At 49.3% G+C, this 16,356-nt stretch carries 18 protein-coding genes and 2 tRNA genes; 12 read left to right on the forward strand and 8 right to left on the reverse strand.

What is annotated here, in order from left to right:
- Positions 1 to 5: 5 nt before the first annotated feature.
- The 3 genes from FZP57_RS08940 to FZP57_RS09560 all read left to right on the forward strand — a co-directional run bounded on the left by FZP57_RS08940 (position 6) and on the right by FZP57_RS09560 (position 805).
- Positions 6 to 77 (forward strand) — tRNA-Val (locus FZP57_RS08940).
- 22 nt (positions 78 to 99) lie between these two features.
- Positions 100 to 171: transfer RNA gene (locus FZP57_RS08945), tRNA-Val, on the forward strand.
- Between the two features lie 376 nt (positions 172 to 547).
- Positions 548 to 805, forward strand: coding sequence for a DUF11 domain-containing protein (locus tag FZP57_RS09560; protein ID WP_238337907.1), 258 nt, complete (start codon positions 548 to 550; stop codon positions 803 to 805).
- A 308-nt stretch (positions 806 to 1,113) separates the two neighbouring features.
- Here FZP57_RS09560 and FZP57_RS08955 read toward each other — a convergent pair whose 3' ends face one another.
- Positions 1,114 to 1,881, reverse strand: a complete 768-nt coding sequence (locus FZP57_RS08955; RefSeq protein WP_191216283.1) for a restriction endonuclease — start codon at positions 1,879 to 1,881, stop codon at positions 1,114 to 1,116.
- An 83-nt stretch (positions 1,882 to 1,964) separates the two neighbouring features.
- Here FZP57_RS08955 and surE point away from each other — a divergent pair, with 83 nt between their 5' ends.
- From surE to FZP57_RS08990, 7 genes are all read left to right on the forward strand, one after another.
- Positions 1,965 to 2,741 (forward strand): 5'/3'-nucleotidase SurE, encoded by a 777-nt coding sequence (surE, locus tag FZP57_RS08960; RefSeq protein WP_074359641.1) that lies wholly within the window; start codon positions 1,965 to 1,967, stop codon positions 2,739 to 2,741.
- Positions 2,742 to 2,940: 199 nt separating this feature from the next.
- The gene (locus FZP57_RS08965) at positions 2,941 to 3,258 is read left to right on the forward strand and encodes a hypothetical protein (protein ID WP_074359642.1); all 318 of its coding nucleotides are present in this window, start codon (positions 2,941 to 2,943) and stop codon (positions 3,256 to 3,258) included.
- Positions 3,255 to 3,899: a hypothetical protein gene (locus tag FZP57_RS08970; protein WP_074359643.1), complete on the forward strand. Its 645-nt coding sequence runs from the start codon at positions 3,255 to 3,257 to the stop codon at positions 3,897 to 3,899. Before FZP57_RS08965 ends, FZP57_RS08970 begins: the two co-directional genes overlap by 4 nt.
- A 225-nt stretch (positions 3,900 to 4,124) precedes the next feature.
- A complete protein-coding gene (locus FZP57_RS08975; protein WP_191216619.1) occupies positions 4,125 to 4,409 on the forward strand; it encodes a winged helix-turn-helix domain-containing protein in 285 nt (94 codons plus the stop codon).
- On the forward strand, positions 4,410 to 4,730 hold the full coding sequence (locus tag FZP57_RS08980) for a hypothetical protein (RefSeq protein WP_074359644.1): 321 nt from the start codon (positions 4,410 to 4,412) through the stop codon (positions 4,728 to 4,730).
- Positions 4,731 to 4,884: 154 nt separating this feature from the next.
- Positions 4,885 to 5,088: an LSM domain-containing protein gene (locus FZP57_RS08985; protein ID WP_074359645.1), complete on the forward strand. Its 204-nt coding sequence runs from the start codon at positions 4,885 to 4,887 to the stop codon at positions 5,086 to 5,088.
- A 246-nt stretch (positions 5,089 to 5,334) separates the two neighbouring features.
- The gene (locus FZP57_RS08990) at positions 5,335 to 5,616 is read left to right on the forward strand and encodes a hypothetical protein (protein ID WP_074359646.1); all 282 of its coding nucleotides are present in this window, start codon (positions 5,335 to 5,337) and stop codon (positions 5,614 to 5,616) included.
- Positions 5,617 to 5,628: 12 nt separating this feature from the next.
- Here FZP57_RS08990 and FZP57_RS08995 read toward each other — a convergent pair whose 3' ends face one another.
- The 4 genes from FZP57_RS08995 to FZP57_RS09010 are packed head-to-tail and all read right to left on the reverse strand — an operon-like array spanning position 5,629 to position 9,902.
- On the reverse strand, positions 5,629 to 6,621 hold the full coding sequence (locus FZP57_RS08995; protein ID WP_074359647.1) for a methanogenesis marker 12 protein: 993 nt from the start codon (positions 6,619 to 6,621) through the stop codon (positions 5,629 to 5,631).
- A 20-nt stretch (positions 6,622 to 6,641) separates the two neighbouring features.
- Entirely contained in the window at positions 6,642 to 7,628 is a 987-nt protein-coding gene (gene ilvC / locus FZP57_RS09000; protein ID WP_074359648.1) for a ketol-acid reductoisomerase, read from the reverse strand.
- Positions 7,629 to 7,675: 47 nt separating this feature from the next.
- Positions 7,676 to 8,173: an acetolactate synthase small subunit gene (ilvN, locus tag FZP57_RS09005; RefSeq protein WP_074359649.1), complete on the reverse strand. Its 498-nt coding sequence runs from the start codon at positions 8,171 to 8,173 to the stop codon at positions 7,676 to 7,678.
- A gap of 1 nt (position 8,174) precedes the next feature.
- Positions 8,175 to 9,902 (reverse strand): acetolactate synthase large subunit, encoded by a 1,728-nt coding sequence (locus FZP57_RS09010; protein WP_074359650.1) that lies wholly within the window; start codon positions 9,900 to 9,902, stop codon positions 8,175 to 8,177.
- Between the two features lie 131 nt (positions 9,903 to 10,033).
- Between FZP57_RS09010 and purD the strand changes: the two genes are divergently transcribed.
- Together purD and argF are read left to right on the forward strand one after the other, a co-directional pair.
- The gene (gene purD / locus FZP57_RS09015; RefSeq protein ID WP_074359651.1) at positions 10,034 to 11,350 is read left to right on the forward strand and encodes a phosphoribosylamine--glycine ligase; all 1,317 of its coding nucleotides are present in this window, start codon (positions 10,034 to 10,036) and stop codon (positions 11,348 to 11,350) included.
- 13 nt (positions 11,351 to 11,363) lie between these two features.
- Positions 11,364 to 12,284: an ornithine carbamoyltransferase gene (gene argF, locus FZP57_RS09020; protein WP_074359652.1), complete on the forward strand. Its 921-nt coding sequence runs from the start codon at positions 11,364 to 11,366 to the stop codon at positions 12,282 to 12,284.
- 245 nt (positions 12,285 to 12,529) lie between these two features.
- Here the strand turns inward: argF and argS are convergent, their stop codons facing one another.
- The 3 genes from argS to ilvD are packed head-to-tail and all read right to left on the reverse strand — an operon-like array spanning position 12,530 to position 16,332.
- Entirely contained in the window at positions 12,530 to 14,212 is a 1,683-nt protein-coding gene (argS, locus tag FZP57_RS09025) for an arginine--tRNA ligase (protein WP_191216284.1), read from the reverse strand.
- A 27-nt stretch (positions 14,213 to 14,239) separates the two neighbouring features.
- On the reverse strand, positions 14,240 to 14,674 hold the full coding sequence (locus FZP57_RS09030; protein WP_074359654.1) for a signal peptidase I: 435 nt from the start codon (positions 14,672 to 14,674) through the stop codon (positions 14,240 to 14,242).
- An 8-nt stretch (positions 14,675 to 14,682) separates the two neighbouring features.
- Entirely contained in the window at positions 14,683 to 16,332 is a 1,650-nt protein-coding gene (gene ilvD / locus FZP57_RS09035) for a dihydroxy-acid dehydratase (protein ID WP_191216285.1), read from the reverse strand.
- Positions 16,333 to 16,356: the final 24 nt, after the last annotated feature.

A 16,356-nucleotide genomic window follows, 5' to 3' on the forward strand; every position in this document is an offset into this window, starting at 1 on the left:
AGTGAGGGCCGGTGGTCTAGGGGTATGATACCTCGCTTACAACGAGGTGGTCACGAGTTCGAATCTCGTCCGGCCCATTAGTTCTATTTAAATCCATAGGGGCCGGTGGTCTAGGGGTATGATACCTCGCTCACAACGAGGTGGTCACGAGTTCGAATCTCGTCCGGCCCACTGGACCTTTTATTGATTTTCAGCTTCTGAATTTATTAAGGCATAGAAGATTTGAATGACCGGAGGATTTCTGGTTTTTCACAGGCATGTTACTTTCCAGGATAGCCTTTCACGACATTTATATAATTGAAGCAATATAAATTAACCATCAGAAGTTTTTTCTGATTAATAGTAAGGGGGGTGAGTAATGTATAGACTTCTAACTTTTCTTCTGATTCTCATTGCAGGCACTTGAGCCATCAGCGCCCAGGAGATCCCCAATGGCTACAACGGTTATCAGAGATCGGACCTTGCAGTTGATGCAGAGTACCTTGACCTTGATGAGAACATAATAGACACCACCACCGTCGGAGATGAAATCCTTGAGGGTGTTGCGGTGACAAACCTTGGACCCTATGATGCCACCGGCGTTAAGGTTCAGATAACACGCAGCAGCCCCTATCCAATGACATACCTTGGACATGAGGTTTCATGGGATGCCGGTACAACATGGGTATCCGGTGATCCATCATACAGTCCTCTGACGGATACATGGACCATTGGAAACCTTCCAAAGGGCCAGGTCTATAAACTAGTTGTGCACCAGCAGGCAACTGCAGCCGGAACAGCACAGTTCACGGCAAAGGTCTCATGAGACCAGTATGATCAGAATTTAACCAACAACCAGGATAATGCCACGTTAACGGTCAGAGAAGGGTCTCCAGAAACTTCAAAAACCGAAGCAGACATGATACCTATGCAGGAGACAGGTGTGCCCGCCGGTGCACTGGCAGCTGCAGTCTCAGTACTGGCGGCGGGTCTTGTACTATCCAGAAGATGAAACCTTCTTTATTTTTTATTCTTTTGAGGCACTTCTTTCCATTCCATGATGAAGAAACAGCATTTTCATTTTTTTTAAAATAATTATAATTTTCTGGGGGTCATGGAGGCATTCATGCTCCCCTAGATCAGTATCATTATAACAAGGATCATGAGTGAACTGAAGAACACTATGGTCCCCTTTATCATAACAACGGCACCATCATCCTCGACAATGTAGGGTATACAGTAGGATAATGCTGCTGCAATCATTATCTTCATAACGCCCGCCAGGCTTGTGGTAAGTCCTGCAGTCATCTGTAGAAGCGTTGCAAGCAGGAATGAAATGATAACAACGGTGACTATGAGTATAACGGTATTCTGGAGGAGACCCTTTACAAGGGGGGCTACTGGAGTCCGATGTTCCTTCTTTGAGAGCAATCCCCTTGTACTGTTGCCGAGAACCGTGGTTGGGGGGCTGTAAACCTCAACCTCCTCTTCATCATAGTAACCTTCTTCATCCTCCTCTTCTTCAGGAGCCTGTATCCTCTTTGAGAATTCCTCTGCAATCTTAACAAGACCCTTCCGGTCTATAAGTTTCATGTTCCTCTTCACAGCATAGTTCCTGGCCTGTGATGAGAAATCGGATGTGGTTACAATGACTATCTTGGATGCCTTCAGGGTCTTTGCAGCCATCTCCATCTCCTTGAGGACATCCATGCCAACCTTCCAGTTTTCATCATAATTTTTGCAGGCCACAACAACCCCGATATCCCCGAGGGTGGTTGGAAGAATACCATAGATATCGACTATATGCTGTGAGGTCCTGAAATCCTTGTAAACCTTGAACCCAGAATCCTCCATTACTTTGGCAATGAAATCAACCAGCTTTTTCTTCTTCAACTCTTCCACCTTCAGGGGTTAGACTTAATAGACCTATGTTATAAGATATACTTAAAATTTCATATAGAAATCCAGGATCATGGGATGGTCAAATGAAAATTCTGATAACTAATGATGATGGAGTGAACTCATCAGGAATACTGGCAGCCAGAGACGCTGTCAGGGAACTTGGAGAGACACTGGTAGTGGCCCCGGCAACCCAGCAGAGCGGGATAGGCCATGCCCTGACACTATTTGAACCGATAAGGGTGACTGAAGTTACACTCAGGGATGGATCAGACGCATATACAGTCTCAGGGACACCAACCGATGCGGTGATCCTTGGAATATTTGAACTCATGGATGAAAAACCAGACCTTGTTATTTCAGGGATAAATATGGGTGAAAATCTTGGTAAATCCGAACTCACAACCTCCGGGACCATAGGGGCTGCGATGGAGGCTGCAGTTCATGGCGTGCCCTCCCTTGCAGTTTCACTCCAGGTTAGAAGCGGGGATATCAAGTTCCATGATGGGCATGTGGATGTTGATTTCTCGGTGGCTGCAGAAATCACCGGGCGTGTTGCAGAGAATATTCTGAGGAAGGGACTCCCTGATGGGGTTGACTTCCTCAACCTGAACATACCCTCCCATCCATCATCCGATGAGGTGATGTTAACAAGGCTGGGGGACCGTATGTACAATGTCCATATCAAGAAGCGTCTTGATCCCAGGGGAAGGCCCTACTACTGGATAGATGGGGATCCGGCGGGTGATGATGCACCCGGCACCGATGTCCATACACTGAAGGCTGAGAACAGGCCCACATTGACCCCTGTATCACTTGACTGCACATCAAGCCTTGATTTGATGGTTGACTGGCTTGAATAGGCCACGAAAGTTCATGATATCATGTCACCAGGGGTACTGAAAGGTATTTTTGCTTTTTTAGAGGGGTGTTTAAGTTCCTATGAACACCTCCACTACCTTAACTATCCTTCAATCTGGTAGAGATCTGGGTATAAACCCGGAAAAACCTTTTTTAACACAGCACCTAAATTCAGATAAAAAGCTTTAAGGTGCTTCTAGAATGGTTTATGATGTTTTAACTCCTGCAGTTCCTGTAATTGCACTCTACATACTCACATATGGTCTTCAGAAACTGAAAATTGTAAATAGGGGCTTCCATGTTAACCTCTGGAATTTCATAATACTCCTTGCATTCACTGTCTCCGGGATTGGGGGTTTTGTACTCCTGATTCTCATTGATAATGGAATCAGATCATACCTTAACCCCCAGCTTCTTTACTGGCATGTTGAGGCGGGTATTGCCCTTACGGTTATCACCATCTTCCATTTCCACTACTACCCTGGTAGTATAAGTAGAATAATGGGGGCCGGGAGATGAAGAGGCGGATCCTAAGGTATCTGCCGGTACCATTCCTTGGCGGAGTGCTGTCTTCAGTGGATTTGGTCTGCGGGGCCTCATGCCCCTATGGCCTTGTGAATGACCCGTACCCTGGTCAGTGTCCAAGGTTCACGGATATGAATGGTGATGGTATATGTGACCTTTCACAGGTAAATGGAGCAGCAGATTACAGTGCAGATGATGATAATCCACAGAAACCCGCCGAAACCGATCAAGGAGATGTTAACGCATCTGACACAGCAAACACTTCTGAGGGACTGGTGGATGATGGTGCGGATCATCTCTCTCAGCATGATACTGATTACCATGTGATACCCATCAGCATCATGATAACAGGGACCTATCTCCTGACCCATTACCTTTTCAGCAGGGGGTACCTCACAAGATCAGGGCACAGAAGGACATGGAACATCCTTCTAACAGTAGGATACGCAGGCACAGGGTTCACAGGAATGATGATCATAGTCTTCATAAGGCTCGGTATAAGAACGATTTTAAACCCTGCAGTCACATACTGGCATGCTGAATTAGCCGTACTCATGGTTATGGCCACATTCATACACATACACCTCTACCGGAAGCCACTGCTCAGCATGTTCAGGCAGGTGTTCTCCAGTTGATGGGCCCAGGAGGTATCCTAATGGACAGGGACAGTGCATGAGTGCAGGGTTTGCAGGACAAATCTGGAGATCAGACCAGGTACGGAGTACTTGGTAATGGCTGCAGTTCTCGAGGCAGCATACCACAACACAAAAAGGCATATCTGCAGATGTCCATAATTATCTTTAAGATTGTCGCCAGGAAGGCGCCCTCTATGAGGGGCACTTCACGGATCAGTGATTTCAATAAAGAAGTTGTTGTGGTGGCTTCTTGCAGGGACCCGCGGAGGCCATAACCGTGCAAGGATAATCAGGATGCTTCATAAGAGACCATACAATACAAATCAGCTTTCAGAGGCACTTAAACTGGACTATAAGACTGTTCAGCATCATATAAAGGTCCTTGAGAAGAACAGTATCATAGTGGGGGCAGGGGATCGATATGGGAGGATGTACTTCCTATCAGACAGAATGGAGGAGAACTATCATCTATTTGAGGAAATATGGAATAAAATGGGGAGCAGTGATTGAATGAAAGGTCATGGACGCAATATTGGGGTAATCGGGGACCCTCATCTTACATTCCTTGCTGCTGTGGTGGGCATCCTCAATGTTTTCATACTCCTTATAATGCTTGGCGTTTACATATCAGGGTACCGCAAGGTTAAGTCAAGCTTCACCAGGGGCCTTGTGGGCTTCACCGTTCTTCTCATACTTCAGAACCTTATATTCATAGGTTTTATGGTAACCAGGGAAGGCTTCAGGGGTCATGGACTTGGAATGCCCTTTTTGAGCGTGAATCTATGTCAGCTGTCAGCCATCCTCATCCTCCTGAAAATAACATGGCAATGAAATTTTTTAAGGTATGAGGATTCTCTGACCATGATGGTTAAAATCAGGAGGAGGGCATCTGCTGAATGACGCCTCAGATGGTGATGGGACTTCTATGTGAAGTATATATATGGATGAGTGCATAGTTAATTTAAACCGGTTAAAGGGGATTGCAATGAAAAATGATGATAATGAATTCAAGGTTAACCGTCAGTTCCTCAGGTTTAAAAATAAGGATGTAATCCTGACATTAAAGAATAATGAGGAAGCCACTGGCAGACTGATATCAATTGATAATTACCTCAACACAGTCCTTGAGACAGAAAATGGCCTGCAGTTCATTAAGGGGACCAAGATAGCATTCATTGCCATGCCATGATTTCTCCATGAATGCTTGAAGGCCCTTAACCTAATTTTCAGGTGAAGGAATGATCCTCGGGTTCACCGGGTGTCATTCACATTTAATTCTGATACTGGCCGGAGCTTTATCAGAAAGTTGAATCAGTGATTGATAGAGGAATACTTACCTGCAGGTTTATAATCAGCGCAGGTTCAGCCCCAAGCATTCCATTAATGACGGATCAAAAACTTCATCTCCATGACACGGATTTCTGGGAATGGAGCCATGAGAATTGTATGGGAAAAGACTCCTGAAAGAGAGGATGAAGTTAAAGTAGCGGAATTCATTGAGGGTAAGATCAAAATAATCCAGGATCTGCTTCTTATATATATCAGGGAGGGTCTCTCGGCCCTCTCATTCACACCCCAGCCCTTGGGAGGCAGCTTCTACACATGTGAAATAAAGTACCACAGGCATGACAGGAGGTACATTATCAACGTGTGGGATGGTGTAAGGGTTGGGGACGGCCTCCCGGTCATCTATGGCTATCTGGACTACCATGAGTGACCAGGGCAGGGTTCATATTTCAACTTCTATTCCAAGTATATTCCTGCTGCCGCCATGGATATCCCTTGCTATCTGGGCGCTGCCCATGGACCCGGATGTGGCATCTATCCTCCGCACCTCTGCAATGTCCTCCACATTCTCCCTGAGTTTTCCATAAAAGTCAAAGGGTTCAACCATGGAACCAACCGAGCCCGTCAGTACGATTCCATCAACCCTGCTGGATATCCCTGCAAGGCCCCATATCTCCATCGCAATGGTCATCAGCATGGTTTCAAGGGCGAGTTCAGCCCTCCTGTCACCATCAAGGTACATTGAGAGCAGTTCATCCTTTGCACGGGACACCCGCGTCTCTATACCCGCAACCTTAACGGCACCTGCATGGGAGAAGCACTCATTGGCAGTTTTCTCACCGTCATCTATTTTCCTGAGCATCTCAAGGTCCAGGGGACCGTGTATGATGCCCATGGCTCCAAGACATGCATCCATGGCCCCTGTGATCTTCCCGTCCTCTATGAGCATGGTGACGGTGTTGGAGCTTATGTCCGATACTATCATGTTCTCCCAGCCGGTTTCAAGGTAGGCGTTGTAGCATATGCTCACCTTTTCAGGGCTTGCATGGTGGGAGTAGGCCGCCCGGAACCTCTCATCAAGGCATGGTGTGTTGCGGTGAAGGCCCGGAATCAGGACCGTGGGTATGCCTGACTTCTCTATTTCACTGTAAACTGCTGTTCCACCACCGGTAACCTTACCGGCGCCTCCAATTGAGATTATACCCCTGTTTTTAACCCTCTCAATTGGTTTTATCGTTGTGATGGCATCACCCATCGCATAGGTGATGGCCATGAGTCTTATATCATCAAGGGAAACCCTTTCCTTTAGCTCCTCAAGGGCAGAGACCCGCCCCGCTGAGAGGTCTTCCCTTCCGATCTTGAAGTGCTCTGCCCCGTCTCCGAGGATGGTGAAGGATACGCCGGTGGTCCCATGATCCATACCCACAAATACCAAGCCAATCACCGCTTAAGGGATTACTTTTCAAGTCCACAGAGTTTCCTGAGCTTTGAGCCGACGTCCTCTATTTCAAGGTCACCCTCAAGGTCCCTCATCCTCTTGAGCATGGGGGCTCCGGCCCTGTTTTCAAGGGCCCATTCCTTGGCGAACTTACCGTTCTGAATCTCTTCAAGTATTTTCTCCATTTCCCTGGCGGTGTCCTCTGTTATAACCCTTCTCCGTCTTGTGAGGCCTCCGAATTCTGCGGTGTTACTGACGTTCTCCCACATACCCTGGAATCCCCTCTCATAGATGAGGTCAACTATGAGTTTCAGTTCATGGCAGGTTTCGAAGTAGGCTATCTCAGGCTGGTACCCTGCCCTTACAAGGGTCCTGAAGGCCGTGTTTATGAGTTCGGTGACACCCCCGCAGAGCACCACCTGTTCACCGAAGAGGTCTGTCTCTGTTTCCTCCTTGAATGTTGTCTCAAGGACGCCTGCACGTGCAAGTCCACATGCCTTTGCCATTGCAAGGGCCTGTTCAAGGGCGTCTCCTGTTGCATCCACCTCAACGGCCACAAGGCCAGGGATACCGAAGCCCTCAAGGTAGGTTCTTCTGACCATCGCACCCGGGCCCTTGGGGGCTACCATGGTAACGTTAACGCCTTCAGGGGCCTTTATGTATCCGTAGTGTATGTTGTAGCCGTGTGAGAATGAAATGGTGTTTCCTTCGGTAAGGTATGGTTTGATGGACTGCTCGAATACTGTTTCCTGGATCTCATCAGGGATGAGGATGTGTATTATGTCGGCCTCCCTGGCGGCGTCTTCGATGGTCATGACGTTCATCCCATCATCCTTGGCCTTTTTCCATGAACTTCCACCCCTCCTCAGACCAACTATAACGTTGAGTCCACTATCAGCCATGTTCATTGCCTGCGCTTCTCCCTGGCTTCCATAACCAATGACAGCTATCTTTTTATCTGCAATTATACCCATATCAATGTCGTTTTCATAATAGATCTTCATATAAAACCTCCTCAGAACTGATTATTTGATTTAAAAAATAAATATGTTCATATTGTCCGGCTTCCACGGGACATTGCAGTGGGACCCGTCCTTGCAAGTTCCTTGATTCCAAAGGCCTTCAAGAGTTCCAGGAAGGCATCGATCTTCTCGGAGTCCCCTGTAACCTCGACAGTCATGGTCTCGGGACTTACATCTATTATACGGCCCCTGAAGATGTTGGCGTACTGTATTATCTCTGCCCTTATCTTTTCAGAGGGTACATGGACCTTGACCATGCAGAGCTCCCTTTTAACGGTCCCTGAGGGCTCAAGGTCCCGGACCTTTATGACGTCTATGAGCTTGTTGAGCTGCTTGGTTATCTGTTCAAGAACCCTGTCATCTCCCCTTGCAATTATGGTCATCCTTGCAATACCCGGTGTTTCGGATTCACCTACGGTTATGTTCTCAATGTTGAACCCCCTCCTTGTGAAGAGGCCCGCCACCCTCTGCAGGACACCCGGCCTGTGTTCAACGAGGGCGCTTATGATGTGTGTGTCTGGCTCCATCCTACTCACCCCCCTCTTTCTCTGGCCTGTAGTTTAACTCCCCTGGATACTCCCTTTCAACACGGTATTCCCCTATTATCTCTGTAAGACCGCACCCTGGCGGCACCATTGGGAGTATCTCATCAGGGTCTATGATTATATCCAGGAGTACGGGTTCACCTGACTTTATTGCCCTGCTGAGGGCTTCCTGTGTTTCTCCTGGTTTTTCTATTCTTTCAGCTTCAACTCCGAAGGACTCCGCCAGCCTGACAAAGTCAGGGACCTCGCCAAGGTGTGTGTGTGACATTCTCTCATCATAGAAGAGGCGCTGCCACTGGGCAACCATTCCAAGGTGCCGGTTGTCCATTACACATATAACGAGGGGTATATCGTACTCCCTTATGGTTGCAAGGTCCTGGCAGACCATGAGGAAACCTCCATCACCACATACAGCAACCACATCGTTATCAGGGAGAGCCACCTTGGCTCCGATGGCGGCCGGGAAACCGAATCCCATGGTTCCAAGACCACCCGAGGATATGAACTTCCTGGGGGTCCTTGATGTATAGAAGTGGGCCATCCACATCTGGTTCTGGCCGACATCAGTTGTGACGATGGTTTCATCATCAAGGACCTGGCTTATCTCCTTTATAACCTGCTGTGGTTTGAGGGGTACGTCATCGTAGCTCATCCTGGGCATGCAGCTGTTCCTGAACTCCTGGACACTTCTGAGCCATTCATTACTCCGGGGTTCTGCACCTTCAAGGTAGGATATGAGTTCTGCAAGGACATTAACTGCATCACCCACGATTGGCACGTCGACTGCAACGTTCTTACCTATCTCAGCCGGGTCTATGTCTATATGTATTATGCTGGCCTTCGGGGCGAATTCAGCCACATTACCTGTTGTACGATCAGAGAACCTGCATCCGACTGCTATGAGGCAGTCACATTTATCCACGGTGAGGTTGGCGACCTTGCGACCGTGCATCCCCAGCATACCCAGGGATGATGGATGGTCCTCAGGGAATGAGCCCTTACCCAGGAGGGTTGTGGTTACAGGTGCATTTATGAGTTCTGATAATCTTTTAACTTCTTCTGAAGCCCCTGATATTATAACTCCACCCCCGGCCAGGATAACAGGCTTCTCGGACCTCTTTATGAGTTCAGCTGCCCTTTTTATCTGTAGGGGGTGTCCCCTGAGTGTTGGTTTGTAGCCTGGAAGTTCAGGCATGGTTTCATCGTATTCTTCAATTTCCTGTTCCTGCACATCCTTCGGCAGGTCTATGACCACCGGACCCGGTCTTCCTGTCCTTGCTATGTGGAAGCTTGCCCTGACCATTTCAGGTATCTCACTGGCATCTGAGGGCTGGAAGCTGTGTTTCGTGATGGGCATGGTTATCCCTATCATATCCACCTCCTGGAAGGCATCGTTCCCGATGAGGTGTGTGGGGACCTGTCCGGCTATGGCAACCACCGGGGAGGAGTCCATGTATGCTGTTGCGATGCCTGTCACGAGGTTTGTGGCCCCGGGCCCTGATGTTGCTATGCACACACCAACCTTTCCTGAGGCCCTTGCGTATCCGTCTGCAGCGTGGGCCGCGCACTGCTCATGTCTTACAAGGATGTGTCTTAGTTCAGAATCATAGAGCATATCATAGAGTGGCAGTAGCTGTCCACCGGGATACCCGAATACGGTGTCTGCTCCCTGATCCAGAAGTGATCTGATTATTGCCTGGCCACCTTTCATTGGTAACACCTGAACCAATTTATCATTATTATTAATGACATATTTCTTATAAATATATACTAAGTAAGTGCTAAGATTATATAAAACAATTGGAAGATTTAAGTTTATTAAATATTCCTGGAGGATTACCAATGAAAATACTTGTTGTGGGAACAGGAGCAAGGGAACATGCCATATGCAGTGCACTGGCAGATGAATCCACAGTATATTCAGTGATGTCCAACAGAAACCCTGGCATATCAAGGATAGCCACCGAATTCCTCATAGCCCCCGAGGTTGACATAGAAAAGGTTGTGGGCTTTGCAGTGGAAAAGGGAGTTGACATGGCATTCATAGGCCCGGAGGCCCCCCTCGAGAAGGGAATAGTTGATGCACTTCTGGAGGCCGATATACCTGCAGTAGGCCCCACAATGGGGGCTGCAAGGATCGAAACAGACAAATCCTTCATGAGGGACCTCTTTGAAAAGTACAGAATCCCTGGTTCAATAACCTACAGGGCATTCAGTGACCTTGATGAGCTCAGGGAATTCATGGACCACTTTGATGGCGAGGCGGTTGTAAAACCCGTGGGGCTTACCGGTGGAAAGGGTGTTAAGATCGTCGGCGAGCACCTCAGGGACAACACAGAGGCCCTTGAATATGCAGAGGAGGTTATCAAAAACCGTATAGGCGGCCATGCCGGTGTTGTTATAGAGGAAAGGATCATCGGTGAGGAGTTCACAGTACAGGCATTCTCTGATGGCGAGAGGATCCTACCGATGCCTGCAGTCCAGGACCACCCCCACGCATATGAAGGAGACCAGGGCCCGATAACCGGGGGGATGGGTTCATATTCAGATAAAGACGGGCTCCTGCCATTCATGACAGAGAAGGACTATGAAGAGGCAGTTCAGATAATGCAGAAGACAGTAGAAGCAATAAAAAGGGAGGAGAGCCCCTATAAGGGCATCCTTTACGGGCAGTTCATGCTATCAGCCGACGGACCCAAACTCATCGAGTACAATGCACGCTTCGGTGACCCTGAAGCAATGAACGTCCTGCCCCTCCTTGAATCAGGGATGGTTGAGATATGTGAGGGGATAGTTGACGGTAACCTGAAATCAGCAAGCTTCAGGAACCTCGCCACGGTCTGCAAGTACCTGGTCCCTGAGGGTTACCCTGATGCAGGTGTTGCCGGTGCCGAGATAAGGGTTGATGAGGACAGGATAAGAGATATGGGTGTCATAACCTACTATGCAGCTGTTAACCAGGAGGACAGCAGGATATACACCTCCTCCTCAAGGGCACTTGCACTGGTGGCCATTTCAGATGACATATACTCTGCAGAGGAGCTCTGTGAGGAGGCGGCAGGGCATGTTCATGGCAAACTCTACCACCGACGGGATATAGGTACAAGGGAGCTTGTGGAAAAACGGATTAAACATATGGAGGACATAAGGTCCTCCTGATGGAGCTGAGCAGATGAAACATCTACTATCGGTATGTGACATGAAGGACCAGGTCATGGATCTGCTGGACCTGGCAGACAGTTACAAGGCAGGTAAGATCAGAGAGAAGGTGCTGGAGGACATGACCCTTGCAATGATATTTGAGAAGTCCTCAACAAGGACAAGGGTTTCATTCGAGGTGGGGGCTTCACAGATGGGGGCGCAGCCCCTCTACCTGTCGGCTTCTGACCTTCAGCTCGGACGCGGCGAGCCCATAGCAGATACAGCACGGACCCTCAGCAGGTACGTTGACGGCATAATGATAAGGGCAATAAGGCACACTGATGTGATTGAACTTGCAGAGAACGCATCCGTACCGGTTATAAACGGATTAACAGACCTTGAACACCCATGCCAGGCCCTGGCAGACATGCAGACCGTAAGGGAAAAGAAAGGGGGATTTGACGGGACCCTTGTTTTTGTCGGTGATGGTAACAACGTCTGCAACTCCCTCCTCATCATAACCTCTATTCTCGGCATGGACATGAGGGTGGCATGCCCTGAGGGCTATGAACCGGACCCCGGTATCGTGGCGAAGGCCAAAAAAATAGCTGAAGAGACAGGGTCCCAGATAAGGATACTCCATGATCCAGAGGAAGCAGTAAGAGGGGCTGATGTGGTTTATACAGACGTCTGGGTCAGCATGGGATATGAGGATGAGGCGGAAAATCGTATGAAGGTTTTCAGACCATACCAGGTTAATTCAGGGCTCATGGACATTGCAGGGGATGATGCCATATTCATGCACTGCCTCCCTGCAATAAGGGGGCAAGAAACGACGTCCGAAGTCATAGACGGTCCAAGGTCTGTTGTATGGGACCAGGCAGAGAACAGGCTCCACGCCCAGAAGGCCATAATGCACTGGCTTCTTACAGGTAAGATCCAGGACTGGTAATGGCCTGAATCCAGGGAGTCATGGAAGCCTTCATCATGGGGCTAACTGAGGATTGGTAACAGAGCCTGGAGCCCCCTGTAATGGGATCGGCTGGAGCCACAACCACACAGGCAACTGAAGAGCTGAACGGTCCGGCGGCCGAAGCATCTAAAACCATTACTTTTTTATTTGAAGTTAATCGTCCTGCTTCAGGGGCTTGAATGATTCACAAGCTGACCGTTACCTTTTCATTTGAAGGAGGAGGGTTACATGGTCTCCGGGGCCTCTATCCCCAGAAGACCGAGGGCATTTCTGATGGTTTTTCTAACTGAATCAACAAGTCTGAGTCTCGCACCCTCAAATTCAGATCCCATAACGGGAGTGGACCTGTAGAAACTGTTGAATGCGTTTGCAAGGTCCTGGGCGTACTGCGCCACTGGATGAACCCTCCTGGCTGACGCGGCATCCTCAATAACCACAGGAAACCGTGCAAGGAGCTGTAAAAGTTCCTTCTCATCATCATCAGGCGCCCAGTTATCTTCAACCTCCACATCATCACTGAAGGACGCCTTATCAAGGAGCTTGCAGGCCCTTGCATGGGCGTACTGTATGGAGGCGCAGCCATGTTCAAAGCTCAGGGCATCATCCCACTCGAAGACCATGTGCTTCTCAGGGGAGAGCCTTGCAATATAGTACCTTATAGCCCCGTTACCTATCATCTCGGCTATCTCCCCTGCCTCATCATCAGGAAGATCCCTTCTTTTCTTCACCTCCTCAAGGGCCCTCCGTCGGGCTTCATCCATGAGTTCATCCACGGATATGAAGACACCCCTTCTTGTTGACATTGAACCCTCAGGGAGGGTTATGAATTCATAGAAGATCACCTCAGGTATTTTACCCCCCAGGAGCTTCATTGCGATCTTAACCTGTTCAGCTGCAAGTTTATGGTCTGAACCCAGCACATCAATCAGGGTGTCCCCCTCAAGGGACTTCTTAAGGTGGTATGCGATGTCCCTGGTTGAGTAGAGGGAGGTTCCATCGGACCGTGTAAGCACCAGTTCCTTCTCGATACCAAACTCCTCAAGGTCAAGGTAGAGGACATCGTTCTCTGAAGTATAACCCGTCCTTTTAAGGGATTCTATAACCCTTTCAACGGTTCCGTCCCTTACAAACTGGCCCTCCCATACGAAGCGGTCGTGGTGTACATGGAGCCTTTCCATGGTCTCCTTCATACCGTCAAGGCAGTATTCGACAACATACCTGAATATATCCTCGTTCTCACCGGACTCGTACTTCCTTATAAGTTCATCAACTTCGTCCCTGATTGATGGGTTCTCATTGAGCTTCTGGTTCACCTCAAAGTAGAGCCTGCCGACCCTGTGGTCCTTTTTATCTCCAGGGTAATCATCAAGGTCGCCTTCAAGGTTCTGGAGACCCCAGACTATCATTGCAATCTGCCTGCCCATGTCGTTCACGTAGTACTGGGTTTCAACACTGTACCCTGCCATTCTGAGTATCCTTGCAAGGGAGTCGCCTATTATAGCGTTCCTTATATGGCCAATGTGCAGTGGTCCGTTTGGATTTGCAGAGGTGTGCTCAAGGATGATCCTTTCATCAACTGGGGGGTGCTGTCCGTAGTCATCATCGATGATTTTGAGGAGTTCACCTGAAAGTTTCCGGTAGTCTATGAAGAAGTTTATGTAGGGCCCCTTGGATTCAATGGTCTCGAATATTTCCGGTGCTTCAATCACTGACATTATCTCTGCGGTTATCTCCATGGGCGATTTTTTCAGGGTCCCTGCAAGTTCAAATGAAACCGTGCTTGCAAGGTCCCCCATCTGAGGGTTCGGTGGCTCTTCAAGTTTTATCTCTTCCGGAACCGGTATCTCAAGTTTCTTAAGGGCTTCTGTTATAGCATCTGACGCTCTTTTTTCAATCTCTCTGAACATTTATTCACCTGCCGCTCTCATCTATGCCTAAAGACCCTTCAACCAGATGGTCAGGTATCCCACCTTCGGTATCATGACCGGCTGCGAGTTCACCGTCAGGACCCTGGCCTTCACCTGCGACGGATATACGGGTGCCGGGTCAGGGGAGGGGTTGTTATCACCCTTTGTGACGTAATATTTCTCTCCACCAGCATCCCTTCCAACCTTTATCACCCTGTGTATCACGGGTTCAGGGAACCAAGTGGCATCATAGATTATGATATCCCCAACCTTCAGGGTTTTGGGGTCCAGTTCACTGATCCCGAAGAAATCGGTCTTCTCTATAATGACTATATCCCCCCTGTAGAAGACGGGCTCCATGCTCCCTGAGACCACAACGTTCATGTGCTGTGATGCAGTGATGGCGAGTAGGAGGAGCAGGAGGTATGCGCCTGCTTCAAGGAGTTCCCTTCTATCGGTCATGTTAACACCTATCTCAGAACCGCGCCGGTATCGGCGGAGGTTGCCATTTTCCTGTACCTGGCCAGCCATCCCCTGACGTTCCTTTCAGGTTTCCTGGCCTTCTCAATCCGGGCCCTGATTTCATCATCATCAAGATCGACACTGAGCCTCCTGGACGGGATGTCGATTTTTATCAGGTCACCATCCTTCAGGGCGGCTATGGGGCCGTCTGCCATGGCTTCAGGGGACACGTGGCCGATGCACGGGCCCCTGGTTCCCCCTGAGAACCTTCCATCGGTTATAAGGGCAACCCTTTCAAGTCCCATGCCTGCAATGGCAGAGGTGGGGTTCAGCATCTCCCTCATACCAGGCCCTCCCCTGGGCCCCTCATACCTGATGACGATAACATCCCCCTCGGATACCTTTCCACTGAATATTGCACTCACACATTCCTCCTCACTTTCAAAGACCCTTGCAGGACCCTCATGTACAAGCATGTCCTCTGCAACTGCACCCTGTTTCACCACGGACCCCCTGGGGGCAAGGTTACCCTTCAGTATGGCGAGGCCGCCCTCCCTGTGGACCGGATCATCAGGGCTCCTTATAACATCCCGGTCCTTCACCTCAACGCCTTCAATGTTTTCCCTGACGGTCCCTCCGGTACATGTCATGCAGTCCTGGTTTATCTTCCCTGAGAGTGTCCTTAGGACTGCGGGTATACCCCCTGCCCTTTCAAGGTCAAGCATCATGTGTTCACCTGAAGGTGAAATGGATGCTATGTGGGGTATTTCCCTGCTGAGCTCATCGAAGAGGTCTAGGCCGACCTTTACCCCGGCAACCTCTGATGCTATTGCAGGTATGTGTAGGGCGCTGTTTGTGGAGCCCCCAAGGGCAAGGTCAACCATTATGGCGTTTTCAAAGGCCTCCTGACTCATTATCTTTCCTGGTCTAAGGTCCTCCTTCACCATTTCAACTATCCTTTCACCTGAGAGCCTCGCCAGCTGCCTCTTCCTGGAACTCACCGCATGGGCGGTTGCACAGCCAGGGAGACTCATACCCAGGGCCTCTGTGAGACAGGCCATGGTGTTTGCGGTGAAAAGACCCGCGCATGACCCTGGACCGGGGCAGGCGCATCTTTCAAGTTCATCCAGCTCTTCAGGTGACATCTGCCCCGCCTTAACAGCACCGACACCCTCATAGACATTTATGAAGTCCACATTTTTTCCCTGGAATTCCCCCGGGAGCATCGGTCCCCCTGTAACGACTATGGATGGAATGTCAAGTCTTGCAGCTGCCATGAGCATCCCCGGAACCACCTTGTCACAGGTTGGGAGGAGGACAAGGCCATCAAGGGCGTGGGCCATTGCCATGCTCTCCACGGTGTCGGCTATTATCTCCCTTGATGCAAGGGAGTAGCGCATACCATCATGGTTCATGGCTATCCCGTCACATATCGCCATGGTGTTGAATTCAAATGCCACTCCTCCAGCAGCATTAACACCCTCCTTAACATCCTCTGCAAGTTCACGGAGGTGAATGTGGCCAGGGACTATATCCGTGTAACTGTTTGCTATCCCGATGAAGGGCTTCTCAAAGTCATCATCGGTCAGACCGCAGGCCCTCAGCAGGGAACGATGGGGGGCCCTCTGTATTCCCCTCTTTACAGTATCACTTTTCATAGAACCACCATCATGATATTAATC

Origin of the sequence: Methanothermobacter sp. THM-1 (assembly GCF_009914355.1) — an archaeon.
In the GTDB taxonomy this organism is placed as follows: domain Archaea; phylum Methanobacteriota; class Methanobacteria; order Methanobacteriales; family Methanothermobacteraceae; genus Methanothermobacter; species Methanothermobacter wolfei.